The 25,096-nt window shown below is 64.3% G+C and carries 17 protein-coding genes; 8 read left to right on the top strand and 9 right to left on the bottom strand.

Annotated elements, in window-relative coordinates:
* Positions 1-29 precede the first annotated feature (29 nt).
* Together MRBLPB4O_RS12905 and MRBLPB4O_RS12910 are read right to left on the bottom strand one after the other, a co-directional pair.
* Positions 30-1,343, bottom strand: coding sequence for a hypothetical protein (locus MRBLPB4O_RS12905; RefSeq protein WP_341798738.1), 1,314 nt, complete (start codon positions 1,341-1,343; stop codon positions 30-32).
* Between the two features lie 126 nt (positions 1,344-1,469).
* Entirely contained in the window at positions 1,470-2,963 is a 1,494-nt protein-coding gene (locus MRBLPB4O_RS12910) for an aldehyde dehydrogenase family protein (RefSeq protein WP_341798739.1), read from the bottom strand.
* A 494-nt stretch (positions 2,964-3,457) separates the two neighbouring features.
* Between MRBLPB4O_RS12910 and peaA the strand changes: the two genes are divergently transcribed.
* The 5 genes from peaA (at position 3,458) to MRBLPB4O_RS12935 (ending at position 9,899) form a co-directional block, all read left to right on the top strand.
* Positions 3,458-5,023: a quinohemoprotein amine dehydrogenase subunit alpha gene (gene peaA, locus MRBLPB4O_RS12915; protein ID WP_341798740.1), complete on the top strand. Its 1,566-nt coding sequence runs from the start codon at positions 3,458-3,460 to the stop codon at positions 5,021-5,023.
* A 48-nt stretch (positions 5,024-5,071) separates the two neighbouring features.
* Positions 5,072-6,502, top strand: coding sequence for a quinohemoprotein amine dehydrogenase maturation protein (gene peaB / locus MRBLPB4O_RS12920; protein WP_341798741.1), 1,431 nt, complete (start codon positions 5,072-5,074; stop codon positions 6,500-6,502).
* Between the two features lies 1 nt (position 6,503).
* Positions 6,504-6,827: a quinohemoprotein amine dehydrogenase subunit gamma gene (gene qhpC / locus MRBLPB4O_RS12925; protein ID WP_016499473.1), complete on the top strand. Its 324-nt coding sequence runs from the start codon at positions 6,504-6,506 to the stop codon at positions 6,825-6,827.
* Positions 6,828-6,859: 32 nt separating this feature from the next.
* Positions 6,860-7,981 carry a quinohemoprotein amine dehydrogenase subunit beta gene (peaD, locus tag MRBLPB4O_RS12930; protein ID WP_341798742.1) on the top strand — a complete coding sequence of 374 codons (1,122 nt, stop codon included), beginning with the start codon at positions 6,860-6,862 and terminating at the stop codon, positions 7,979-7,981.
* Between the two features lie 244 nt (positions 7,982-8,225).
* Positions 8,226-9,899, top strand: a complete 1,674-nt coding sequence (locus MRBLPB4O_RS12935; protein ID WP_341798743.1) for a fatty acid CoA ligase family protein — start codon at positions 8,226-8,228, stop codon at positions 9,897-9,899.
* A gap of 67 nt (positions 9,900-9,966) precedes the next feature.
* Here the strand turns inward: MRBLPB4O_RS12935 and mobA are convergent, their stop codons facing one another.
* The 3 genes from mobA to MRBLPB4O_RS12950 form a co-directional block, all read right to left on the bottom strand.
* Complete coding sequence (gene mobA, locus MRBLPB4O_RS12940; RefSeq protein WP_174370435.1) at positions 9,967-10,542, bottom strand: molybdenum cofactor guanylyltransferase MobA; 576 nt, start codon at positions 10,540-10,542, stop codon at positions 9,967-9,969.
* A 61-nt stretch (positions 10,543-10,603) separates the two neighbouring features.
* A complete protein-coding gene (locus MRBLPB4O_RS12945; RefSeq protein ID WP_341798744.1) occupies positions 10,604-13,732 on the bottom strand; it encodes an efflux RND transporter permease subunit in 3,129 nt (1,042 codons plus the stop codon).
* Positions 13,733-13,743: 11 nt separating this feature from the next.
* Positions 13,744-14,919, bottom strand: a complete 1,176-nt coding sequence (locus tag MRBLPB4O_RS12950; RefSeq protein WP_341798745.1) for an efflux RND transporter periplasmic adaptor subunit — start codon at positions 14,917-14,919, stop codon at positions 13,744-13,746.
* A 216-nt stretch (positions 14,920-15,135) separates the two neighbouring features.
* Here MRBLPB4O_RS12950 and MRBLPB4O_RS12955 point away from each other — a divergent pair, with 216 nt between their 5' ends.
* Positions 15,136-15,837, top strand: coding sequence for a response regulator transcription factor (locus tag MRBLPB4O_RS12955; protein ID WP_016499479.1), 702 nt, complete (start codon positions 15,136-15,138; stop codon positions 15,835-15,837).
* 6 nt (positions 15,838-15,843) lie between these two features.
* Positions 15,844-17,142, top strand: coding sequence for an ATP-binding protein (locus tag MRBLPB4O_RS12960; protein ID WP_016499480.1), 1,299 nt, complete (start codon positions 15,844-15,846; stop codon positions 17,140-17,142).
* On the opposite strand, the gene MRBLPB4O_RS12965 is transcribed toward MRBLPB4O_RS12960, so the two are convergent.
* The 4 genes from MRBLPB4O_RS12965 to nrfB all read right to left on the bottom strand — a co-directional run bounded on the left by MRBLPB4O_RS12965 (position 17,117) and on the right by nrfB (position 24,349).
* The gene (locus MRBLPB4O_RS12965) at positions 17,117-18,208 is read right to left on the bottom strand and encodes a GGDEF domain-containing protein (protein WP_341798746.1); all 1,092 of its coding nucleotides are present in this window, start codon (positions 18,206-18,208) and stop codon (positions 17,117-17,119) included. The genes MRBLPB4O_RS12960 and MRBLPB4O_RS12965 overlap by 26 nt on opposite strands.
* A gap of 125 nt (positions 18,209-18,333) precedes the next feature.
* Positions 18,334-19,173 carry a DUF4434 family protein gene (locus MRBLPB4O_RS12970; RefSeq protein WP_341798747.1) on the bottom strand — a complete coding sequence of 280 codons (840 nt, stop codon included), beginning with the start codon at positions 19,171-19,173 and terminating at the stop codon, positions 18,334-18,336.
* A complete protein-coding gene (locus MRBLPB4O_RS12975; protein ID WP_341798748.1) occupies positions 19,173-22,178 on the bottom strand; it encodes a phage receptor in 3,006 nt (1,001 codons plus the stop codon). The genes MRBLPB4O_RS12970 and MRBLPB4O_RS12975 overlap by 1 nt, the downstream gene beginning before the upstream one ends.
* Positions 22,175-24,349: a cyclic di-3',5'-guanylate-activated glycosyltransferase NrfB gene (nrfB, locus tag MRBLPB4O_RS12980; RefSeq protein ID WP_174370439.1), complete on the bottom strand. Its 2,175-nt coding sequence runs from the start codon at positions 24,347-24,349 to the stop codon at positions 22,175-22,177. The genes MRBLPB4O_RS12975 and nrfB overlap by 4 nt, the downstream gene beginning before the upstream one ends.
* A gap of 192 nt (positions 24,350-24,541) precedes the next feature.
* Between nrfB and MRBLPB4O_RS12985 the strand changes: the two genes are divergently transcribed.
* Positions 24,542-24,973 carry a PACE efflux transporter gene (locus tag MRBLPB4O_RS12985; protein WP_016499485.1) on the top strand — a complete coding sequence of 144 codons (432 nt, stop codon included), beginning with the start codon at positions 24,542-24,544 and terminating at the stop codon, positions 24,971-24,973.
* The last annotated feature ends 123 nt before the right edge of the window (positions 24,974-25,096 follow it).

Genomic DNA, 25,096 nt, shown 5'->3' on the forward strand with positions numbered 1-25,096 from the left:
GGGCTGCAAAGCAGCCCCAGAATCTTGAATCAGAAGAAGGTCCCGACCACCAGTTGCATATAGGTCCCGGTGTCCGTCCCACCCAGCTGCGTACCGCCATTGGCCGCACTGCGCTCAGGCTGGTAGAACCCCACCAACGGGCTGATCAGCAAGTGGTCGTTGACCATCCACTCCACATACAGGTCCAGCTCCCGCCCGCCGAGGTTGCCCTGGTCGGTGTCCAGCGTATCGAAGTCGAAGTACAGCGCGCCGACGGTCAGGTTGTCCCTTGGCTTGCCTTTGAGCGCCATGTGGTGCACCTGGTTGTTCTTGTTGAACGGCCCGGCATAGTTGGCTGCCACTTCACCTTGGAACCAGGTGCCATAGCCTCGGCTCAGGCCGTAGAACAGTGGGTCGAAACCTTCGGAGAAGCGGCTGTAGCGGTAGGTGGCGGTGGGTGACCAGGGCAGTTCGGAGAAGGTCCAGTTGCCCTCCAGGTACCAGGCATTCTCGCGCCCGCCGGTCTTGTCCTGGGTTACGTACTCGGCGGCCAGTTCCAAGTCTTTCACGCCCAGGTTGCCGCGCCCGCGCAGGCTGGCGGTGTTCATGCCATCGCGGTGCTCCAGGCCCATGATCTGCGCGTAGCGCTGGTCCACGTCCAGGCCGCGGATCCAGCTGAGGCCAAGGGTACCGGCGTCGGCGACGTGTTCCAGGTTGGCCACCGCCAGCGAGGTGTCGGCCTGGTAGTGGTTGTCGGACTTCAGCCACATCAGGTCGCCGCGCCAGCCCTGTTTGCCGCCCAGGCGCAGCACGGCGGTGCGGTCGAAGGCCTTGCGGGCAGCCAGGTAGTAGGCACCGCCACGGTCGAAGTTGGCGCCCAGGTCGACCTTGCCCAGGTTCACCGGGTCGCCCTGGATCAGGAAGCCGTCACCCAGCGTCACCACCTGGCGACCGCCAGAAATGTCCACGCCGTCTTCGCCCAGCGCCGGGAACAGGTTGGCCGAGCGCCAGCCCAGGTACAAATCTTCGATGGCGGTACGGCGCTCATCGCCCAGGGTCAGGCCGGCAGCATCGCCGTCGCCCCAGGTGGCGGAACTGAGCAGGTTGAAGGCGCCGTACACGGCCCCGCTATCGGCCAGGGCCTGGCTGCCGCTGAGGCCGTATTTTACGTAGCCTTCCTGCCAGGCGGTGCTGCCGGGTTGGCGGTTGCCGGCCTGGTTGAAGCTTTCGTCGCTATGGAACGTGCCGAACAGGGCTTCGAGGTCGGCGTTGAGGGTGGTGCCGTTCTGGTTGTACAGCTCGTAGGCTTGGCTGGCGGGCGCGGCGAGCAGCAGGGCCAATGTGCAGGCGAGTGTGTGCTTCATGGGGGGCTCCATGGTTTTTTATTGTTGTTTTTGGGTTGCCTGGGCCGGCCTCTTCGCAGCACAAGGCTGCTCCTACAAAGACCGCGTGCGCTTGTGTGCGGCGAAGAGGCCGGTACAGGCAGAGGATCAGAGCTTGATCAGCACCGACTTGAGCTCGGTGTAGTGCTCGATGGCAGCGGCGCCCATCTCACGACCCACGCCAGACATCTTGTAGCCACCAAACGGCAGCGCAGGGTCCAGCGCGCTGTGGCAGTTGACCCACACCGAGCCGGACTTGATGCGCGGGATCATCCTATGCACCGCCGCCAGGTCGTTGGACCAGATGCTGGCGCCCAGGCCATAGGGGTTGTCGTTCGCCATGCCGATTACTTCGTCCAGGTCATCGAACGGCATCGCCACCAGCACCGGCCCGAAGATTTCTTCCTGCACCAGGCGGTGGCGCTGGTCGACATCGACGATCACCGTCGGCTTGACGAAGTAACCCGGGCCAAAGCCTTCGCCGCCGCAGGCGATGGTCGCACCCAGTTCGCGGCCAAGCTCGATATAGCCGGTGACGCGGTCCTGCTGCTTGGCCGAGATCAACGGGCCCATCTGCACGGCCGGGTCCAGCCCGTTACCCAGCTTCATGCCGCTGGCGATCCCGGCGATGTCGGCCACCACATTGTCGAAGTGCTTGCGGTGCACGTACAGCCGCGAGCCAGCGCAGCACACCTGGCCCTGGTTGAAGAAGATCGCCGTGGCGGCGCCGGCAGCAGCTTCCTGCAGGTTGGCGTCGGGCATGACGATGGTCGGCGACTTGCCGCCCAGCTCCAGGGTGAGGCGGGTCATGTTGTCCATGGCCGCCTTGCCGATCAGCTTGCCCACTTCGGTGGAACCGGTGAAGGTCAGCTTGTCGACGCCGGGGTGGCGGCTGAGCGCGGCGCCGGCATTCAGGCCGGTGCCGGTCACCACGTTGAACACGCCTGCCGGGTAGCCAGCTTCGTCTACCAGTTCAGCCAGCTTCAGCACGCTCAGCGGGGTTTCATCGGCGGGCTTGAGCACGATGGTGCAGCCGGTAGCCAGGGCCGGGCCGAGCTTCCAGCAGGCCAACAGCAGCGGGAAGTTCCAGGCGACGATGGCGCCGACCACGCCGATGGCCTCACGGCGCACAAAGCCGTGGAACTGGTCGTTGGGCATCAACGGCATGGAGGCTTCTACGGTGCTACCCTCGATCTTGGTGGCCCAGCCCGCCATGTAGCGCAGGAAGTCGATGGCCAGCTGCACGTCCATCACCTGGGCCACGGCGGCGCTCTTGCCGTTGTTCAGGCATTCCAGCTCGGCCAGCTGGCGAGCGTCGCGCTCCATCAGGTCGGCCAGGCGCCACAGCAGGTTTTGGCGTTCCCGCGGGCGCAGGCGGCTCCACGGCGAGTCGTCGAAGGCCTGGCGTGCTGCGCGCACGGCGCGGTCGACATCCTCGGCGTCGGCGGCGGGCACTTCGCCCAGCACTTCGCCAGTGGCCGGGTTGCGGAACGACAGGGTGCGACCGCTGGCGGCGTCCTGCCAGTGGGCGCCGATGCGCATCTTCAGCTTGCGTTCGAGAAAGGCGCGGGTGGCGGGCAGGATGGGCAGTTCACAAAGCATGGGGCTGTGCCTCTTGTCATTGGGTGTAAAGGGCACAGGCGCAATGGGCGTGCCAAGGTGGGCAGATGCCAGCAAGGCATTGAGTTGACTGGGTTTTGCCGTGATGCAAGGTTCGGATTGCAGGCGTGCGCTGTTGCACATTGAGACGGTGTGAGACCGTGGTGAAACAGTGGCTTCAAGGGCCAATCGCCGGCAAGCCAGCGCCCACAGGTACAGCGCAGGTCTTCAAGGTAATGGTTAACCTGTGGGAGCGGGCATGCCCGCGAAGGTCTGCATGGCAGGCGCCTGTCTCAGGATGAAACACCCTGTCGCGAAATGGCACGCTGCAATTGGCCATCCTTGCTGCTGGCCAACCCCAGCAAACTGCCTAAGAGGTTGAAAGGCCACGCTTTTACTGCAACTGGCACAGTTCCTGTATCACATCTGCCACATGCACACCTGCTGTACCAAAGCGTGCGAAAAACGATAAGAACAACAACCGTGGAGGTCTGACCTTGAAGACGACTCGACTCCGGCGGCATGCGGGCAAACTGGCGCTGGTCGCCGCCGCGCTGCTGAGCACCCAGGCCATGGCGGCCGAGCAGGGCCCGAGCCTGTTGCAGAACAAGTGCATGGGGTGCCATATCCCCGAAGGCAACGATACCTACAGCCGCATCAGCCACCAGCGTAAAACGCCGGAAGGCTGGCTGATGAGCATCGCTCGCATGCAGGTGATGCACGGCCTGCAGATCAGCGACGACGACCGTCGCACGCTGGTCAAGTACCTGGCCGACAAGCAGGGCCTGGCGCCCAGCGAAACCGATGGCGTGCGCTACGCCATGGAGCGCCGGCTGAACACGGTCGAGCATTTCGACACCCAGCTCAGCGAAACCTGTGGCCGCTGCCACTCTGGTGCTCGCGTCGCCTTGCAACGCCGCCCGGCCAAGGAGTGGGAGCACCTGGTCAACTTCCACCTCGGCCAGTGGCCGTCACTCGAATACCAGGCCCAGGCGCGGGACCGCGACTGGTTGCCGCTTGCCCTGCAACAGGTGGTGCCGGAACTTGCCAAGCGCTACCCGCTGGACAACCCGGCCTGGGCAGAATGGCAGCAGGCAAAACCGAAGGCCGACGTGCTGCCGGGGCAGTGGGCGTTCAGCGGCCACATGCTGGCCAAGGGCGATGTGCGCGGTGTGATGAGCGTTTCGGCCGGGGAGGGCGACACCTTCAAGGTCGAGGTCAAGGGCGCCTATGCCGACGGTACTCCTTTCAACGGCAGCGGCACTGCGATCCTGTACAACGGCTATGAATGGCGCGGCAACGTCAAGGTTGGCGACACCAATCTGCGCCAGGTATTCGCGGCGCTGGATGGCGAAATGAAAGGCCGCATGTTCGAGGCCGAACACGACGAGCGTGGCCTGGACTTCATGGCAGCCAAGGAAGGCAAGGCGCGCCTGCTGGCGGTGCAACCGGCATTCATCAAGGCCGGTGGGGAGAGCGAGATCACCTTGGTGGGCAGCGGCCTGGACGGCAAGCCCGACCTGGGTGCCGGGGTAGAAGTGACCCAGGTACTGGAGCAGACCCCGACGCTGGTACGGGTCAAGGCCCGCGCGGCAGCCGACGCCAAGCCCGGGCAGCGCGAAGTTGCAGTGGGCGCGCTTAAAGGCGTGAATCTGGCGGTGTACGACAAGGTCGAGGAAGTGAAAGTCGTGCCGGCGTTCTCCATTGCCCGCATCGGCGAAAACGGCGCTTCGGTGCCGAAGGTGCAGGGCCGCTTCGAGGCGGAAGCCTGGGGCAAGGATGCCAGTGGCCAGCCGCTGCGCATTGGCTACCTGCCGGCCACCTGGAAGGTCGAGCCGTTCAACGAGCGTGCGGTCGAGGACGAGGACGTCAAGTTCGCCGGGCAGATGCAGGCCGATGGCGTGTTCGTGCCAGGCGGTGCCGGCCCTAACCCCGAACGCAAGATGATGACCAACAACGCGGGCAACCTGAAGGTTATCGCCACGCTGGCCGACGGTGGCCAGACCGGCGAAGGGCACATGATCGTCACCGTCCAGCGCTGGAACAACCCGCCGCTGCCGTAACGGCAGGGTGTAACGGTTTTCCATCGGATCGATTACCGGGAGGTCGCCATGGGCGCACTACTGAACCTGGTCGAACGCAACCTGCATGAAGTGCAGGTTGATGCCGACCGCATGCTGTTCCATATCCCCAGCAGTTCGCTGTTCACCGCCGACGCGGTGACCGGGGGCATCATCGACACGTTGCGCCAGCAAGGCTGTTCGGCCGAGGAGCTGATGCAGCGCCTGGGCCAGCAGTTTGCCGGCAACGATATCCAGGACACCCTGCGCGAGCTGATCGCGCTGGAGCTGGTCAGTGACGGCTCGCCGCTGACCCCGGAAATCGGCGTCAAGCGGGTCGAGCGCACCGCGCTGAATACCGTGGTGCTCAACGTCAACACTGGTTGCAACCTCAGCTGCACCTATTGCTACAAGGAAGACCTGGACAAGCCTTCTGCCGGCAAGAAGATGAGCACCGCCACCGCCGAAGCCTCGGTGGAAATGCTGCTCAAGGAGTCGCCCGACGAGGAGCGCTACAGCGTGGTGTTCTTCGGTGGCGAGCCGTTGTCCAACCGGCCGCTGATCGAGCACATGGTGGCTTACTGCGAGCGGCGTTTCGCCGAGGCGGGCAAGCAGGTGGAGTTCATCATGACCACCAATGCCACGTTGCTGACCGAAGAAATTGTCGACTGGCTCAATGCCCACCGTTTCGGCCTGTCGATCAGCATCGACGGCCCCAAGACCGTGCATGACCGCAACCGCATCACCGTGGGCGGGCAGGGCACCTATGACGTGGTGCGGCGCAAGGCCGACATGCTGCTGTCGCGTTACAACAGTCGCCCGGTGGGGGCGCGGGTAACCTTGACCCGCGGCATCACCGATATCGAGACCATCTGGAACCACCTGTTCAACGAAATGGGCTTTGCCGAAGTCGGCTTTGCCCCGGTCACCTCCGGCGACATGGCGGCCTTCAACCTCACCGGCGAAGAACTGGTTGAGGTCTTCGCCAACATGAAGGCGCTGGGCCGCCGTTACCTGGACGCAGCGCTGGAGCACCGCAACATCGGTTTCTCCAACCTGCACCAGCTGATCACCGACATTCACGAGGGCCACAAGAAGGCCCTGCCATGCGGTGCCGGGCTGAAAATGCTGGCGGTGGACCATGAAGGCGAGCTGAACCTGTGCCACCGTTTCACCGGCTCTAGCCTGCCGACCTTCGGCAACGTGCATCAGGGGGTGAAGCAGGTGGAGCTCAACGACTTCCTGTCGCAGCGCCTGGACCGCAGCAACACCGGCTGCGAGAGCTGCCGCATTCGCAACCTGTGCTCTGGCGGCTGCTACCACGAAAGCTACGCCCGCTACGGCGACCCGCAGCACCCGACTTACCACTACTGCGAACTGATGCGCGACTGGGTCGACTTCGGCATCGAAGTCTACAGCCGCATCATGGCCGCCAACCCGGCCTTCATCGACCGCTACATCACCCCGCGGAAGGCGCACTGACATGAAGCACTTGAAGCCCCTGAACAACAAGGCGCGCATCCTTGAGCAGGCCGCTGCCGAAGACCGCATCGAAGAAGTCATGGCCATGAGTGCGGTGGCCGGCTGCACGGCCACCACGGACCCGGGTTGGGAAGTGGATGCCTTTGGTGGCGTGAGCTCGCTGTGCCAACCGATGGAGGCCGACCTGTATGGCTGCTCCGACCCTTGCTGGTGGCCGGCCCAGGTGCCGGACATGATGAGCACCTATCAGGACTGGAACGCCCAGGCGACCAACTCGGCGGATGACTGGCGCAACCTGGGCACTGTGTTCCCGAAAGACAAGTAACCGGCCCAACAAGAATGACAAGGGGAAACCGCATGAAAGCTGGACGCTGTGCGCAACTCGCGCTCACCATCGCCGCCACGGCCTGCGCCGGGCTGGCTCAGGCTGACGACACCGGGCCTGCGCTGAAGGCTGGCCACGAATACATGATCGTGACCAACTACCCGAACAACCTGCATGTGGTCGATGTGGCCACCGACACGGTGTACAAAAGCTGCCAGATGCCCGACAAGTTCGGCCCTGGCACTGCGATGATGGCGCCGGACAACCGTACCGCCTACGTGCTCAACAATCACTACGGCGACATTTACGGCATCGACCTGGATAACTGCAAGAACACCTTCCGGGCCAACCTGTCGAGCGTGGCGGGTGAAGTGGGCCGGTCTATGTACTCGTTCGCCATCAGCCCGGATGGCAAGGAAGTGTACGCCACGGTCAACCCGACCCAGATGCTGAACGACCATTACGTGGTCAAGCCGCCACGGCTGGAGGTGTTCAGCACCGACGATGGCCTGCAGGCCAAGCCGGTGCGCACATTCCCGATGCCGCGCCAGGTGTACCTGATGCGTGCCGCCGACGATGGCAGCCTGTTTGTCGCAGGGCCGGACATCTACAAGATGGATGTGAAAACCGGCAAGTACACGGTGGCCTTGCCGCTGCGCAACTGGAACCGCAAAGGCTACAGCGCCCCGGACGTGCTGTACTTCTGGCCGCATCAGAGCCCGCGGCACGAGTTCACCATGCTGTACACGATTGCCAGGTTCAAGGACGACAAGCAGGACCCGGCCACCGCCGAGCCACTGTATGGCTACCTGAGCGTCGACCTCAAGACCGGCAAGACCCACACCCAGGAATTCGCCGACCTGACCGAGCTGTACTTCACCGGCCTGCGCTCGCCTAAAGACCCGAACCAGATCTACGGCGTGCTCAACCGCCTGGCCAAGTACGACATCAAGCAGCGCAAGCTGATCAAGGCGGCTAACCTTGAGCACACTTACTACTGCGTCACCTTCGACAAGAAGGGCGACAAGCTGTACCTGGGCGGCACCTTCAACGACCTGGCAGTGTTCAACCCGGATACGCTGGAGAAGGTGAAGAACATCAAGTTGCCGGGTGGTGACATGTCCACCACTACGCCGCAGGTGTTCATCCGCTAGAACGAGGGTGGATTTACTGGCCTCTTCGCAGCACAAGGCTGCTCCTACAGGTCACCGCGTGCCGATGTATGGGCTGGCCTCTTCGCAGCACAAGGCTGCTCCTACAGGTCACCGCGTTCCGATGTATGGGCTGGCCTCTTCGCAGCACAAGGCTGCTCCTACAGGTCACCGCGTTCCAATGTAGGAGCAGCCTTGTGCTGCGAAGAGGCCGGCCGAGACACCACAAAAACAACAAGAGGTTGCCATGCCCCAGCCAAGCTACTCCCAGGGCAATCCAGACAAAGCCCTGCTTACCCAATGCATCGGCGACGCCTTCGATACCACTGTCGCCCGCTTCCCCGACCGCGAGGCGCTGGTGGTGCGCCACCAGGCCCTGCGCTACACCTGGCAGCAACTGGCCGAGGCCGTCGACCAGCACGCCCGCGCGCTGATGGTACTGGGCGTGCAACCCGGTGACCGGCTGGGTATCTGGGCACCCAACTGCGCCGAGTGGTGCATCACCCAGTTCGCCAGCGCCAAGGTGGGCGCGATCCTGGTCAACATCAACCCGGCCTATCGCTCCAGCGAGCTGGATTACGTCCTCGGGCAGTCTGGCTGCCGTTGGGTGATCTGTGCCGACGCGTTCAAGACCTCCGATTACCACGCCATGCTGCAGGGGCTGATCCCAGGCCTGGCCAGCGGCCAACCCGGCGCGCTGATCTGCGAGCGCTTCCCCGAACTGCGCGGCGTGGTCAGCCTGGCCGTCTCGCCACCCCCAGGCTTCCTGGCCTGGCCCGCGTTGCAAGCCCGCGCCGACGCTGTCAGCCGCGAGGCCCTGGCCGAGCGCCAGGCGCAATTGCGCTGCGATGACCCGATCAACATCCAGTACACCTCGGGTACAACCGGTTTCCCCAAAGGTGCCACCCTCAGCCACAGCAACATCCTCAACAACGGCTACATGGTCGGCGAAAGCCTGGGCCTTACCGAGCACGACCGGCTGGTGGTGCCGGTGCCGCTGTATCACTGTTTCGGCATGGTCATGGCCAACCTTGGCTGCATGACCCACGGGAGCACCCTGATCTACCCCAATGATGCGTTCGACCCGCTGGCCACACTGGGTGCGGTGGCGGAGGAAAAGGCTACCGCGCTGTACGGTGTGCCGACCATGTTCATCGCCGAACTGGACCACCCGCAACGCGGCGAGTTCGACCTGTCGAGCCTGCGCACCGGGATCATGGCCGGCGCCACCTGCCCGATCGAGGTGATGCGCCGGGTGATCGGCGAAATGCACATGGCCGAGGTGCAGATTGCCTATGGCATGACCGAAACCAGCCCGGTGTCGCTGCAGACCGGGCCCGATGATGACCTGGAGCGCCGGGTGACCAGTGTTGGCCGTACCCAGCCACGGCTGGAGAACAAGGTGGTGGACGCCGACGGCAACACCGTGCCGCGTGGCGAGATCGGCGAACTGTGCACCCGCGGCTACAGCGTGATGCTCGGTTACTGGAACAACCTCAAGGCCACGGCCGACAGCATCGATGCCGAGGGCTGGATGCACACCGGCGACCTGGCGGTAATGGACGAGCAGGGGTATGTGCGCATCGTCGGGCGCAGCAAGGACATGATCATTCGCGGCGGCGAGAACATCTACCCGCGCGAGCTGGAAGAGTTCTTCTTCACCCACCCGGCGGTGGCGGATGTGCAAGTGATTGGCGTGCCGTGCAGCAAGTACGGCGAAGAAATCGTGGCCTGGGTGCGGCTGCACCCGGGGCATACCGCCAGTGAAGAAGCGCTGCGTGAGTGGGCGAGGGCGCGGATTGCGCACTTCAAGGTGCCCCGGTACTTCCGCTTTGTCGACGAGTTCCCGATGACGGTGACCGGCAAGGTGCAGAAGTTCAGGATGCGCGAGATCAGTGTCGCGGAGTTGTCTGCTGGATGATGCATTACCTGTACCGGCCTCTTCGCGGGTTTACCCGCGAAGAGGCCGGTACAGGCAGCAGAGAATCTCAGCCTTGCAGCAGTTCCGGGCTGTTGAAGTTGCTCAACCGGCGATCATCATCGGCACACTCCAACCCCTGCACCGCCTCGCGCAGCAAGGCCTTCTGCAAACTCCGCTCTCCCGTCGCCCAGGCCTGCTCCAGCATTGGCAGTAACCGCCGTGGCAGCACGCTGAACATCGGCTGCCAAAACCCACCCTGACGTACCATTGCCGCACTGTCACTGGCCACCGCCAGCCTTGACAGCGCCTCGATCAAATCGCGGTCAACCAGTGGTGCATCGCAGGCCAGTACCACCATCCACTCATGCCGTGCCACCTTGAGCCCGGCAATCACCCCCGCCAACGGCCCGGGGAAGTCCGCTTCGGCATCGCCCACCAGCTGGTCAGCGTACGTACGGTAAGCCTCCTGGTTACGGTTGCAGGAAATCACCAGGTCATCGCTTAGCGGCCGCACCACCCGCTGTACATGCGCAACAAGCGGTTCGCCCTGCCACGCGACCAGGCCTTTGTCACGGCCGCCCATGCGTTGGCCACGGCCGCCGGCGAGAATGAGGATGGAGCAGGGGGGCAGTGCATCAGGCATGAAAAAGGGCTCCGGGCAGTCATTGCCGGGAACCCTCCCATTTCACACGGGGCTTGTCCAGTCAGCTTTCGCTGATCCCAACTTGTGCGTTGGCGTCACGCGCCTGACGCCGTCCCGCAAGGCGCATCACCACCACGAAGAACACCGGCACAAACACCACCGCCAACGTGGCGCTGAGCATGCCGCCGATCACCCCGGTGCCGATGGCCTGCTGGCTGGCCGAGCTGGCGCCGCTGGCAATGGCCAGGGGTACCACGCCGAGGATGAACGCCAGCGAGGTCATCACGATGGGCCGCAGGCGCAGGCGGGCGGCCTGTACGGCGGCGTCTGCGGCGTCCATCCCTTGGTCGACCAGGTGCTTGGCGAACTCGATGATGAGGATGGCGTTCTTCGCCGACAGGCCGATCAGGGTAATCAGGCCAACCTTGAAGAACACGTCGTTGGGCATGCCGCGCAGGGTCACGGCCAGCACCGCGCCCAGGATACCGAGCGGTACCACCAGCAGCACGGCGGTCGGGATCGACCAGCTTTCGTACAGCGCTGCCAGGCACAGGAACACGATCAGCAACGACAATGCCATCAGCATCGGCGCCTGGCTGCCGGACAAACGCTCCTGCAGCGACAGGCCGGTCCACTCCAGGCCGGCGCCGGGCGGCAGCTGCGCCACCAGGCGTTCGATTTCGGCCATGGCTTCGCCCGAACTGTGGCCGGCTGCCGGCTCACCGGAAATCGACACCGCCGGGTAGCCATTGTAGCGGGTCAACTGCACCGGGCCGCTGACCCACTTGGCCTGGACGAATGCGCCCAGTGGCACCATCTTGCCGCTGTTGTTGCGTACGTGGATTTTCAGCAGGTCTTCGACCTGGCTGCGCTGGTCGCCTTCGGCCTGCACCACCACCCGCTGCATGCGGCCCTGGTTGGGGAAGTCATTGACGTAGCTGGAGCCCACCGCCACATCCAGTACCGAGCCAATGTCGGCGAACGACACGCCCAGGGCATTGGCCTGGCGGCGGTCGATCTCCAGTTGCACCTGCGGGCTTTCGGCCAGCGAGGCTTCGCGCACGTTGGTCAGTACCTTGCTTTTGCCGGCATTGGCCAACAGCGTGTCGCGGGCGGCCATCAACTCGGCGTGGCCCATACCACCGCGGTCCTGCAGGCGGAACTCGAAGCCGGTCGACTCACCCAGGCCGTCGATAGGCGGCGGCAGCACCGAAAACGCCACGGCGTCCTTCAACTGGGAGAAGGCCGCGCTGGCGCGGTCGGCAATCGATTGGGCGCTGTCGTCGGCACCACGCTCGGACCAGTCCTTGAGGGTGGTGAACGTCAGCGCTGCATTTTGCCCGCTACCAGAGAAGCTGAAGCCGAGGATCACGGTGGTGTTGCCCACGCCGGGTTCTTCGGCGTTGTGTGCCTCGATTTGCGCGGCCACCTGCTCGGTGCGCATGCGGCTGGCCCCTGGTGGCAGCTGGGTGTCGGTGATGGTGTAGCCCTGGTCTTCGGTGGGCAGGAATGCCGTGGGCAACTGGCTGAAGCCATAGCCCAGCACCGCCAGCAGCACCGCGTACACCAGCAGGTAGCGGCCGCTGCGCTTGAGCGCCTGCACCACCCAGCGCTGATAGCCGTTGCTCATGCTTTCAAAGCGCCGGTTGAACCAGCCGAAGAAGCCTTTGCGTTCATGGTGCTCGCCCTTGGCCACCGGTTTGAGCAAGGTGGCGCACAGCGCCGGGGTGAGGCTGAGGGCCAGGAATGCCGAGAACAGGATCGACACTGCCATCGACAGCGAGAACTGCTGGTAGATCACTCCCACCGAGCCCTGCATGAAGGCCATGGGCAGGAACACCGCCACCAGCACCAGGGTGATGCCGACGATTGCACCGCTGATCTGGCCCATGGCCTTGCGCGTTGCTTCCTTGGGCGGCAGGCCTTCCTCGGCCATGATGCGCTCGACGTTTTCCACCACCACGATGGCATCGTCGACCAGGATGCCGATGGCCAGCACCATGCCGAACAGGGTCAGCACGTTGACGGAGAAGCCCATGGCCAGCATGACCGCGAATGTGCCCATCAGCGCCACCGGCACCACCAGGGTGGGGATCAGGGTGTAGCGCAGGTTCTGCAGGAACAGGAACATCACCGCGAACACCAGCAACATGGCTTCGAACAGGGTGGTAATGACCTGCTCGATGGACACCTTGACGAACGGCGAGGTGTCGTAGGGGATGTCGTACTTGACGCCTTCCGGGAAGTAACGCGCCAGTTCCTGCATTTTCGCCCGCACCAGGGTGGCGGTTTCCATGGCATTGGCACCCGGCGACAGCTGCACGCTGAACGCGGTGGCCGGCTTGCCGTTCAGGCGCGTGCCGTACTGGTATTCCTGGGCGCCGATCTCGACCCGGGCGACATCACCGACGGTGACCGTGGAGCCATCCAGGTTGGCGCGCAGGACAATGGCGGCAAATTCCTCGGGGGTGCTCAGCTGGCCCTTGACCACCACGTTGGCGGTGATTTCCTGGGTGTCGCGGCTGGGCAGGTCGCCGATGCTGCCAGGCGCGACCTGAGCGTTCTGCGCCGCAATGGCCTCGGCCACGTCGTTGGGCGTCAGGTTGAAACCGATCAGCTTGCCCGGGTCGATCCAGATGCGCATGGCGCGCTCCGAACCGTACAGCTGGGCCTTGCCGACGCCCTTGAGGCGGCGGATCTCGTTCATCACGTTGCGCGCGAGAATGTCCGACAGTGCGGTTTCGTCGAGCTTGCCGTCTTCAGAGGTGAGGGTGCCCAGCAGCAGGAAGCCGGTGGACACCTTTTCCACTTGCAGGCCCTGCTGGGTGACCGGGCGCGGCAGGCGCGACTCGACCACCTTCAGGCGGTTCTGCACGTCGACCTGGGCCAAGTCCGGGTTGGTCCCCGGGGCAAAGGTGGCGGTGATGGTGGCGCTGCCGAGGCTGCTCTGCGACTCGAAGTACAACAGGTTGTCGGCGCCGTTGAGCTCCTGCTCGATCAGGCTCACCACGCTTTCGTCCATGGTCGCCGCCGAGGCGCCCGGGTACACGGCGTAGATTTCCACCTGCGGCGGTGCCACGTTGGGGTACTGGGCCACCGGCAGCTGCGGGATGGCCAGCGCACCGGCCAGCAGGATGAACAGCGCGACCACCCAGGCGAACACCGGGCGGTCGATGAAGAATTGCGGCATGAATCAGGCCCTCACTGGCCGGTGTGCTGTGCGATGGGCGGTGCCCCGGATGCGTTGTCGACCTGCACCTGGTCACCGGCCTTGACGTGTTGCAGCCCCTCGACCACCACCCGCTCGCCGGGGGCCAGGCCTTCGCTGACGACCCAGCGGTCGCCTTGGGCGCTGCCCAGTACCACCTGGCGATCGCTGACCCGGGCCTGCTGGTCCACCACCAGCACCTTGGGCACGCCGGCACTGTCGCGCAGGATGGCGCGCTGGGGCACGCTCAGGCCCTTGGGTTGCACGGCCTGCTCCAGGCGTACGCGCACGTAGCTGCCGGGCAGCAGGTCGAGGTCCGGGTTGGGGAACTCGCTGCGCAGGGTGATCTGGTTGGTGGTGGGGTCGACGCTGATGTCGGAGAACAGCAGCTTGCCGGGCAGTGGGTAGGCGCTGCCGTCGTCCTGGATCAGCGTGGCGCGGGCCTGGCCGTCGCCCACCTGCTGCAGTTCGCCTGCGCGCAAGGCGCGGCGCAGGGCGTTGAGCTCGCGGGTAGACTGGGTAACGTCGGCATGGATCGGGTCCAGCTGCTGGATGGTCGCCAGCGGGGTGGTCTCGTTCTGGCCGACCAGTGCGCCTTCAGTGACCAGGGCACGGCCGATACGGCCGGAAATCGGTGCCGTTACGGTGGCGTAGCCGAGGTTCAGGCGGGTGCGTTCCAGGGCAGCCTTGGCGGCGGCCACTTCGGCATCGGCCTGCAGGAAGCTGGCCTTGGCGTTGTCATATTCCTGGCGGCTGACAGCCTTGTCGTCGACCAGTTCGCGGTAGCGCTGCTCCTGCAAACGCGCCTGGTACAAGGTGGCCTCGGCCTTTGCCAGGGTGGCGCGGGCGCTGTCATGATCAGCCTTGAATGGCGCTGGGTCGATCAGGAACAGCACATCGCCCTGTTTGACGTCACTGCCTTCGCGGTACACCCGCTTGAGCACCACGCCCGCGACGCGTGCGCGCACTTCGGCGGTGCGCGGCGCCAGGATGCGGCCGCTGAGTTCGCTGCTGATAGCCAGTGGCTGCAGTTGCAGGGTTTCTACCCGCACTTGCGGTGCAGGGGCTTTTTCGTCTTGCTCGGCGCTGTCGCCACAGCCGGCCAGGGACAGGCTCAGAAACGCCATGAGCGCCAATGGGCGCAGGCGAGGGGGGAGGGTAGTAGGCATGCGGATCTTCCGATGATGACCGCGCCTATGGTACGGCAGGTACTGCCCATGCGGCTGTTAACACCTGTAGGGCGAGTGTGAAAAAGTGTGAAGAACAATCCTTTCGAGCGGCTGGGTTCTATATTCTGCGTATGCCTGTGCCGGCCTCTTCGCGGGTAAACCCGCTCCCACAGGGATCGCGTACAGGCCTACCTCAACCCAGATTCCCAAGCACCTATGCCGAATATTTTCCTGGTCGAAGACGACAGCGCCCTGTCCGAGCTGATCGCCAGCTACCTGCAACGCAACGACTTCCATGTCCAGGTGATCGCCCGGGGCGATCATGTGCTGGACGAATATCGTCGGCAAAAGCCTGACCTGGTCATACTCGACCTGATGCTGCCGGGTATCGATGGCCTGCAACTGTGCCGCCTGCTGCGCCAGGAGTCACAGACCCTGCCGATCCTGATGCTGACCGCCCGCGACGACAGCCATGACCAGGTATTGGGCCTGGAAATGGGCGCCGACGACTACGTGACCAAGCCCTGCGAGCCCCGCGTGTTGCTGGCCCGCGTGCGTACCCTGCTACGCCGCAGCAGCGTCAACGAGCCGCGGCTGGATAACGACCTGATCCTGATCGGAGGCCTGCGCATCGACCTGGCCGAGCGCACGGTCAGCTGGCGCGGCGAAGAGGTGGAGCTGTCCAGCGGCGAGTACAACCTGCTGGTGGTGCTGGCGCGCAATGCCGGCGAAGTGCTGAACCGCGACCGCATTTTGCAGCAGCTGCGCGGCATCGAGTTCAACGGCACCGACCGTTCGGTGGACGTGGCCATCTCCAAGCTGCGGCGCAAGTTCGACGATAACGCCGGCGAAGCGCGCAAGATCAAGACAGTGTGGGGCAAGGGCTACCTGTTCAGCCGCGTCGAGTGGGAGTGCTGACCGGCCATGCTCAAAATCCTGGTGCGGTTGTATCTGGTGATCATCGTCGCCTACGCCGGTGCGTTGCTGTTCATTCCCGATACCATCGTTGGCCTGTTCCAGGAACGCTTCATGGCCTACAACCTGGACCAGGCCAAAGGTGTGCAATCGTTGATCGTGCGCCAGTTCCACCAAGCCCCGCGCGAGCAGTGGCCGGCCGTGGAGAAAGACCTGGCCAATGCGTTCGCCCCGCTGGAAGTGAAGCTGCTGCGCATGGGCCAGGCCGAACTCAGCGCGGATGAGCAAGCGCGGCTGCAGCACGGCCAGTACGCGGTACGAATTGCCGAGTGGGGCTACTACGAAACAGTGCTGGCACCGCTGGACAAGGAGTGGCTGGTGCGCCTGCATGCACCGCCAGACCCGCTGGACATCAATGTGCTGTCGTGGGGCGTGACCGTGCTGATCGGTGCGGCCATGCTGGGCTGCCTGTTGTTATGGGTATGGCCGCACTGGCGCGACCTTGAGCGCCTGAAGGAAACCGCCCGGCGCCTGGGCCAGGGGCAGATGGCCGAGCGCACTCACATTTCGCCGCATTCCAACATTGGTGAGTTGGCCGGGGTGTTCGACACCATGGCCAGTGACCTGGAGCGCCACGTCAACCAGCAGCGCGAGCTGCTCAATGCGGTGTCCCATGAGCTGCGCACGCCGCTGACCCGCCTGGACTTCGGCCTTGTGCTGCTGTTCGACGAAGTGCCGCAGGCCAGCCGCAAGCGGCTGCTGGAGCTGGTGGGGCATGTGCGCGAGCTGGATGAGCTGGTGCTGGAACTGTTGTCCTACAGCCGCCTGTACAACGCCGACCAGGCCCGCGAGCGGGTCGAGGTGTCGTTGCTGGAACTGGTCGACAGCGTACTCGGCGGTTTTGCCGAAGAGCTTGATGGCCGGGGTATCCAGTGGGAAGTAAGGGCCGAGGGCAATTTGCCCCGGTTTGTGCTGGACCCACGGCTGACAGCGCGCGCGGTGCAGAACCTGGTGCGCAATGCCATGCGCTACTGCGACGAAAGCCTGTTGCTGCGCTTGCGTCTGGAGGACGATGGCGCTTGCCTGCTGACGGTGGAGGATGACGGGATTGGTATTCCGGTGGAGGAGCGGGAGCGGATTTTCCAGCCGTTCTACCGGCTGGATCGCAGCCGCGACCGCAACACCGGCGGTTTTGGCCTGGGGCTGGCGATCAGCCGGCGGGCGATCGAAGGGCAGGGCGGGACCCTGACTGTGGCGCAGTCGGCGCTGGGCGGGGCGCAGTTCAGGATTCGCTTGCCAGCTGGGTAGTCCACAGCACGAAACGGTCTTTGCCGGTGTGTTTGGCTTCATACAACGCCTGGTCGGCCTTGATTAGCGCCATGGTTAACGTATCGCCCGCGCTCACCTGTGCCAGGCCGATGCTGATAGTCACCGGATGAGCACCTGAATCTTCACGCACTCTGCGTAGCAATGCCTCCACCCGCTGTTCAGCGCCTTTTTGGTCCAGCCCCTCAAGAAAAATTGCGAATTCCTCGCCGCCCAACCGCGCAAACTCGGCGTCGACCATGGCTGCCTTGATGTGTAGCGCAACGCGTTTGAGTACTTCGTCACCGATGTCGTGGCCGAAACGGTCGTTGACCTTCTTGAAGTTGTCTATGTCGACCATCGCCAGGTACTGCCCGGGGGTTGCCTGATGCAACTGTTGCTCCGCTTTGGCCATGAACGAGCGGCGGTTGGGGATTTCGGTCAGGGCGTCGACGTAGGCTTGCTCGAGCAGCACCTTGGACAGGTAAAAGTTGTGCAGCTTGGTCTTGCGGATCTGCAGGTAGCTGTAGCTGACCAGGCCGCTGAGAAACACTGCGTAGCTGATCAACATGGCGCCTTCGACCGCGTCGGGCTCCATGCGGGTGTGGTAGAACGGGCTGAGCATCACCCAGGTGATGGCCATGGCGCAGAAGAATGACCAGCGCCGCACCGGCAGCACCGACATGGCATACAGCACGGTGGAGACCCCTAGGATCAGCCATACCGGGCGCAGGGCCACCGGGAGGCCTTCGATTACCAGGCGCATGCCCAAGGTGATGACGGTGATGAACAGCAGGTTGAGCACGTCGAAGTGATGGCTGCGGCGGGTAAAGTTCAGCACGACGGCCAGGCAGCCGAGCAGGGAGATGAACAGGTAGGACAGCCAGGTGAAGCCCTGGCCTGCGAGGAAACTGACGATCAGGTCGAAGACCAGCCAGACCAGGATACTCACGCAGATTACCAGCAGGCAGAACGGGCGCATGGACTCGAATTCGTGCTGGCGGAACTCGGCGCGCAGGGCGGCGGGGGCGACCTGCTTGCGTACGTGCTCCTCGATGGTTTTGAACATGGGTGAGCTCCTGGGGGGACTGCTTTGCCAGGCCCGGCCCTTTCGCAGCACAAGGCTGCTCCTACAGGAGGCGTGCGCTATCTGCAGGAGCAGCCTTGTGCTGCGAAAGGGCCAGCCCTGGCGACTCAATTCTGTGGCAAAACACCCCGGGCCCAGGGCCTGTAGCGCAAGTCAAACACCGCCTCGAGATGGCACCCGCCAACCAGTTTCGGCTCCGTAGGTTCAGCCCTGAATACCTGCCCAGGTGCGCTCACCTGGCGGAACGCCTCGCGCACCACGCCTATTCGGCACGGCAAGGCCTGTTCGTAACCCTGGCGCACCAACGGCGGCAATCGCCCGGTGCCGGCGCCATCCTGCCACCACACAGTCAAGCCCAGGCCTGCCAGTTGATCCAGCCAGGCGGCGTTGACCCGGGGCGACAGCTTGCCTGCGCTGAAGGCACTGATGTGCAGAGGCTTGTCCAGTTGGCGGTTGAAGGCCTGTAACTGGCTGAACAGCGCTTCGCGCCGTGCGGGGTCGCGAAAATGCTGGTCGTCCAGCTCCATGGGCAGGTACCAGCCCTCCACCGACAACTGCCAGGCCTGGCGCAGTTGCTGGTACTGGGTGAGCGAGCGCCCCAGTTGCGCTTTCCAATAGCTGTTCAGGCCTTCGCCGTCCAGTTCATCCAGACGCTGGTAGTAGGCGGGGTCCATGTACAGGCCCAGCACCACCTGCAGGCCTTGGGCACGTGCGCTGCGCAGGCTGTTGGCCAGCCAGCCCTGGGCGCCGCCGAAGTCGCTGTCGCCATAGGCGCTCCATTGCACGATCAAAGCCTTGCCCCCCTGGGCCACGGTGGCATGCCACAGCTGTTGCCACTGGGCGGGAGTGACATTGGCGTCGCGGTTGAGCGGTTGGTAGAACAGGCGCTGGTCGGCCGTGGCGGGCAGGCACAGGGCAAACAGGCAGAAGGCGAGGATCGCACGCATCAGAAGGTCATCTCCGCACCGACCAGCACGCCGTTGGCGCGCTCGTAAAGATTGCCGCCCAGCGACTGCTGGTACTCGGCCCGCACTTTCAGCGAGCCGCGGTAGGCGTTGTAGCGGTCGTCATCGAACCACCATTGCCAGCGCACGCCAACCCCGGCCCGGGCGTCCTGGCGCCAGTCGTTGCTCGGGTCCTGGCTGGAGAACTCGACAAAGCCATAGGGCATGAGGGTTTGCGGGGCACTGCCGGGAAGTTTCCAGGCATGGCCTTGCTGGTAGCGCGACAGCCAGGCGTGATCGCCGGCGCGGGTCCACCAGGCCGCGTCGAGGTAGAGGAAGCGCTCGTTCCAGTCGTCTTCATCCACCCGCCAGTCATTGCGCCAGTCGCCCTGGTCGAGGAACGAGGCGGTGGCGCGCAACAGCAGGTCGTTGCTCGATTCGGCATGGTGGCGCAGGTCGCCCCAGTTGCCACCGACCTTGGCCGGGCTCAGCAGCTGGCCAAGGCTCAGGCCGCGGTAGTGCGCTTCGTCGATCTGCCGCTGGTGGTACAGCTCGGCGTACAGGTTGAGGTTGGCCTGGCCGAGCGGCTTGTAACGCAGGCCGACCCCTGTACCCATGCTTTGCGCATAGTCGGTGCGGCTCTGGCCACCGAACAGTACCCGGCCATACACCGACAGGGTGCTGCCGTTGCGGCTGGGTTCTTCGCCCAGGGCATGGTCCCACATGGCCAACTGCACGTTCTGCGATTGGGCACGGCGTGAGCTGCCGCTGCGCTGGCCGTTGTCGAGGAACTTGTCATTGGTCGAGGTGCCGGCGGGTGACCAGGTGCTGGCCAGGGTGATGGTGTCACGCCGTGACAAGCTTTCGTGGGCTCGGCGCTGGCGGTATTTGCGGGCTTCCAGGCTGCCGTATTCGTCGTCACCGTCGACCAGGTTCTGCTCCACATCGAGGATGCGGCGCAGCTCGCGGCGTGCCGAGGCACTGTCTTCGGCTTCGTCGTAGCGCAAGGCCAGGGTTTCGCCGAGGCGATAATCCTCGGGGAAGTCATGCGTGGCACGCTCCAGGTAGGGGATTGACTGGCGGCGCTGGGCCTTGTCTGTCGAGCCGGCCAGGCGCATGCCGTAGTCGGCACGGTAACGTGGCTGATCGGGGGCCAGGCGCACGGCTTCGGCGAGCCAGGCCATGCTCTGGGCGCTGTCGCCGGCCAGTTGCGCGGTGTTGGCCGCGGCGTAGTAGTGGTCGGCCCGTGGGTTGCTTGCCAAGGCATGGCGCTGGAAACCCAAGGCCGCCTGGTAATTGCCCTGGCGCTGGGCAATGGCTGCGCCCAGTGCCCAGTCATCGGCGCTGTGGTGTGCGGCAGCGTCCCAATAGCGCCGGGCCGCGTCAGCGTCGCCTGCGTTCAGCGCGCCACCGGCGGCCGTGAGGCGGGCGTTGTCGGTCCAGGCGCTGTCCGGCAGGCTGCGCCAGATAGGCAGCGCGGCTTCGGAGTCGCCGGCCGCTTCAAGTGCATAGGCCAACGCCAGGCGGTTGCCGGCGTCGCCCAGGCGCTCGGCGGCCTGGTAGTAGACCACCGCTTCACCGGGCTGGGCGGGCATGGCGCAGCGGCCCAGGGCGCGGTACTGGCCGGGCTCGCGGGGGGTGGACGGCACCGCCTGGCGAACGGCGTCGCACTGGCCGGCCTCGGCCAGGCGGCCGAGCAACTGGGCACGGGTATTGGCATCGACCCGGGGGATCAGGCCGAGCATGCGGTGGCTGTCCAGAGGCCCATCGTTGCGGGCATACAGGTTGCCCAGGCGCTGCAACAGCGATGGGCTGATGCGGCCCTGACGGCGCTCGTAGGCCTGTTCCAGCAGTTGCCGGGCGTGACCGGCCTGGCCCTGTTCCACCAGCAGGAACGTAGCTTGCTCCAGTGCGGCCAGGTCGCCACTTTGCCGGTAGCGGTTTTCCCATTCTCTGGCTGTGCGCGGTTGTGGGGGTTGCGGCGGGTCGCCATACAGGCGTTGCTTGAGCACGGCGTAGGCGCGCGTGTCGGTAGTGGGTGTGCAGCCTTTGAACTGTTCGCGGGCCAGGTCCGGGTCATGGCGTGACAGCCAGTCGACGGTGTCCAGGCAGGGGCGTTGCAGGTCGTTGCTCAGGCGGCGCACCAGTGCCGCATCATCACCTTCGCGGGCCAGCTCCCACAATTGCTGGCGCTGGTCGGGCTGATTCAGTTGATCTGGCGGCAGCGACTGCAACCAGCGCTGGGCTTGCTGATTGTGGCCCATGGCAATGGCGCGGTTGGCCATGGCCAGGCGCGCCTGGTCAGCTGCTTGAGGAGAGGGCGCGCTGGGCAGCAGTTTGTTCAACCCTTTTTCATCCACCTGCTGGACATAGGCATTGGCCAGGCGTTGCCAGTCTTCGGCGGGCAACTGGCCCTTGTCGGCGAGCGGCTGCAGTTGCTCGATGGTTTCCTTCCAGTTGCGCAGTTGTTCGGCGAAGTTGGCCCGGACCAGGCGCAATACCTGGCCGTCATCCCTGGGCGGCAACTGGCTGAGCCAGTCCAGCGCCTTGCCCGCGCCACCGAATTTAGCCAGGCTCAGGCTATAGGCCTGCCACAGGCGCACGCGTTGATTGCCCTCACTGGCAGCCAGCCATTGTTCCACCTGGCTGGCCGGCGGTGGGTCCTGTTCGATCCAGGTCAGGCGCAGCTCGAGCAGGGCGTCGGCGTATTCGGGGCTGCCGTCGAGCTGTGCGGCCAGCGCTTCGGCTTCCTTGTAGCGGCGTTGATGGGCCAGGGCTTCTACCAGCAGTGCGCGGGCCTCGTCGTTGTTCGGCACCCGGCCCAGCACGTGACGGGTCAGGCGCTCGACCTCGGCCCAGTTGTCTTTCTTGGCCTCACGATAGCCGCGGTCCATGAACGGGAAGCTGGTGAACCGCTGGAAGTCGGTCATCGGTGCCGAGGCGTCGACAGGCAGCGCGGCGCAGCACAGCAACAGGCCAGTGAAAGTGAGGGAAAAGCGCGGCTTCATGCCACCTCCCGGGTCAGATCAAGGGCGGCCTGCTGCTCGATGGCCTGTTCGTCAAGCGCCTGCTGCAACACCTGTTCGGTGATGATGCCGCGGGCGATCAGGTGCTCGCCCAGGCTCTGGTGCTCGGGGTCGAAGTCGATCAGCGCCTGGTTGAACAGGGTGACCGGGACCATGCCGCGCACCTGCAACAGCGTACCGAGCATGATCTGGTGGTGGCTGACACGCTCCAGCAGCGCTTCATCGTCCTGATGGCGCTCCAGAATGGCCAGCATGTCGCGGGTTTCCGGCTTCTGCCAAGGGCTTGGGTAGTGGTAGCGCAGGCCCAGGGTTACCCGGCCCTGCGGCGCCAGTCGCACGCGGACCGGGCGTTTCAGGTAGCGGCTGATCACCCCCAGCGACACTTGGCTGACCGGGCTTTCGCTGGCAAGGATCAGCGTGTCGCCGTCTTCGGCAACGGGCAGCACGCCATAGTGCGTCGCCAGTTTGCGTGGCAGTGTGGCAATCAGTTGCGGGTCTAGCTTGAACGGGTTAAGCGGCGCCCAGGGCAGGTCCAGCTGCTCGGCCAGGGTGGCCACCAGTTGTTCGCTGTTCACCCAGCCACGCAGCAGCAGCTCGCGGCCCAGGCGCCGGCGTACCGGGCTGGTGATTGCCTGTTGCAGCTGTTCGTCACTGATCAGCCCTTTGGCCACCAGGCGCTGGCCCAGCGGCGTGCGGGCAGGGGCTGCGATGGCGGGGAATTCATGGGTGGTCTTGTCCCAGGCCACGCGCCGCGAGTCGCCCATTTCCATCACTTGGCGCAGGGCACGCAGGTTGGCGAAGAAGTTGACGAAGTTGCTCCACATCATCCGCGGCGCCGACAGCAGGCCTTCGCCGATGCCGTAGAAACGGGTGACGAACCAGCCGCGCTGGAACAGGCGATTGAACAGCATCAGCCCGTTCAGCCACAGCAGGGTAGACAGCAGCCAACTGTCGCTAAGGATCGACATGAAGCGCCACGAGTCTGGCGCTATCACCGTGACCAGCCACATGGCCAGCAACACCAGCAGCAACATGTTGACCAAAAAGCTCAGCAGGTAGGCGAACAGCCCACGGCGGTCGCGCCAGAGGAAGTAGTTGAGTGCGCCCTTGCGGCTCCAGCCGAGGTTGCTGGTGCCCTGGAACACGATGCCGACGATCCACCGCGACTTCTGCCGGATGGCATGCTGCCAGTCACGCGGAAAGTGCTCGCGCACGCAGATCACCTGGGAGAATTCCCGGCTCATGCCCGGGCGCCACTCCTGCTTCAGGGTCAGCGCCGGGTCGGTGATGGAATAACGGGCGAAAATGCACTTCATGCCCTTTTGCTTCAGACGAAAGCCAATGTCGTAGTCTTCGGTGAGGCTCTGCACGTCGAAGGCAATGCCGTCGCCGTCCTCCAGCAGCGCACTGATGGCGCGGCGGCTGAAGCAGGTACCGACACCGGCGCTGGGCACCTGGCCGGTCAGCGCTTCGCGGACGATGACGTCCTTGCCGTGGTTTTCGGCAAACTCGTCGACATAGTGGCCGGCGGTAAAACCTTTCCATTCCGGTGCGTAGGGGTAGACCGGGATCTGGATCATGTCCTTGTTCGGCAGCAGGTAGTTGAACAGGCGCAGCTCCATGGGCGAGATCACGTCTTCGGCGTCATGCAGGATGAAACCGGCGAACTCGATGCCGGCGTCCTGCTGGAAGCGCAGCAGGGCGTCGATGATGTTGTTCAGGCAGTCGGCCTTGCTGGTGGGCCCAGGGCGTGCGCACACCACCTTGTGCACGTTGGGGTAGTGCAGGCACACCGCGTCGACGTCGGCCTGGGTTTGCGGGTCGTTGGGGTAGGTGCCGACGAAAATCTGGTAGTTCTCGTAGTCGATGGTGGAGGCCGCCAGGCGCGCCATTTCACCGACCACGCCCACTTCGTTCCAGGCCGGGACCATGATGGCAAGGGGTTTTTCCGGCACTTCGTACAGGCGCTTTTCGTCGGCCTTTTCGTACTTGTCATACACGCGAAAGCGCCGGATCAACTTGCGCACCCAGTAGCACAGGTCGATGAACAGGTCGTCCAGGCCCAGCAGGAACATCAGCGAGGCAAGGATGATGGCCAGGATCTTCAGGCCGAACAGCACGTAGGTGAGAAAATCGATGAATGCCAGGCTCATATGGCAGGCACCGGCATGGCAGAGTGGGCCATCGTCTTTATCCTCGCTCGCTTCCCTCGACGAAGTTGTACGAAATGTCACTTCTGTACGGGATAGATACAAGCAGCCCTATACGCTGTTGTCCAAATTTCGGGCTTTTTCTTGTGAGCTACATCTTGTAGCTTTACAGGTCGTTCATTCAGGGAGCTGAACATGCAAGGCAAGGCCCGCAAGATCGTCCAGGCCATTCTCTATGAAGCCATCGCGGTCGCCTGCGTGGCGCCCGCGCTGGAGCTGGCGTTCGGTGCCGGCATGGCGCAGTCGACGGTGCTTTCGGTGCTGATGTCAGGCATCGCGATGAGCTGGAACATGGGCTACAACTGGGTGTTCGAGCGCTGGGAAGCGCGCCAGCGCCAGCGTGAGCGCACATTCATGCGGCGCTTGCTGCACGCCTTGGGCTTCGAGGGCGGGTTGGTGGTGATCCTGCTGCCACTGGTGGCGTACTGGCTGGATGTGAGCCTGTGGGCGGCGCTGCTGACCAACCTGGCGTTGTTCGTGTTCTTCTTCGTCTACGCCTTTGCCTTCCAGTGGGGCTTCGACAAAGTGTTCGATGTGCCGCTTTCGGCGCAGCAAGCCAAGTGTTGACTTTGTGCCGCACTAACGGCTAAGTTCCTACCCCATGAATACATTCCCGCATGTGAACGCCATTATTATTACCGCCATTATCAGCTTGGCGGGCTAGCGCGTACGTGCACCGAACCCGCCCTG

Source organism: Pseudomonas sp. LPB4.O, assembly GCF_038383825.1.
GTDB lineage: Bacteria > Pseudomonadota > Gammaproteobacteria > Pseudomonadales > Pseudomonadaceae > Aquipseudomonas > Aquipseudomonas putida.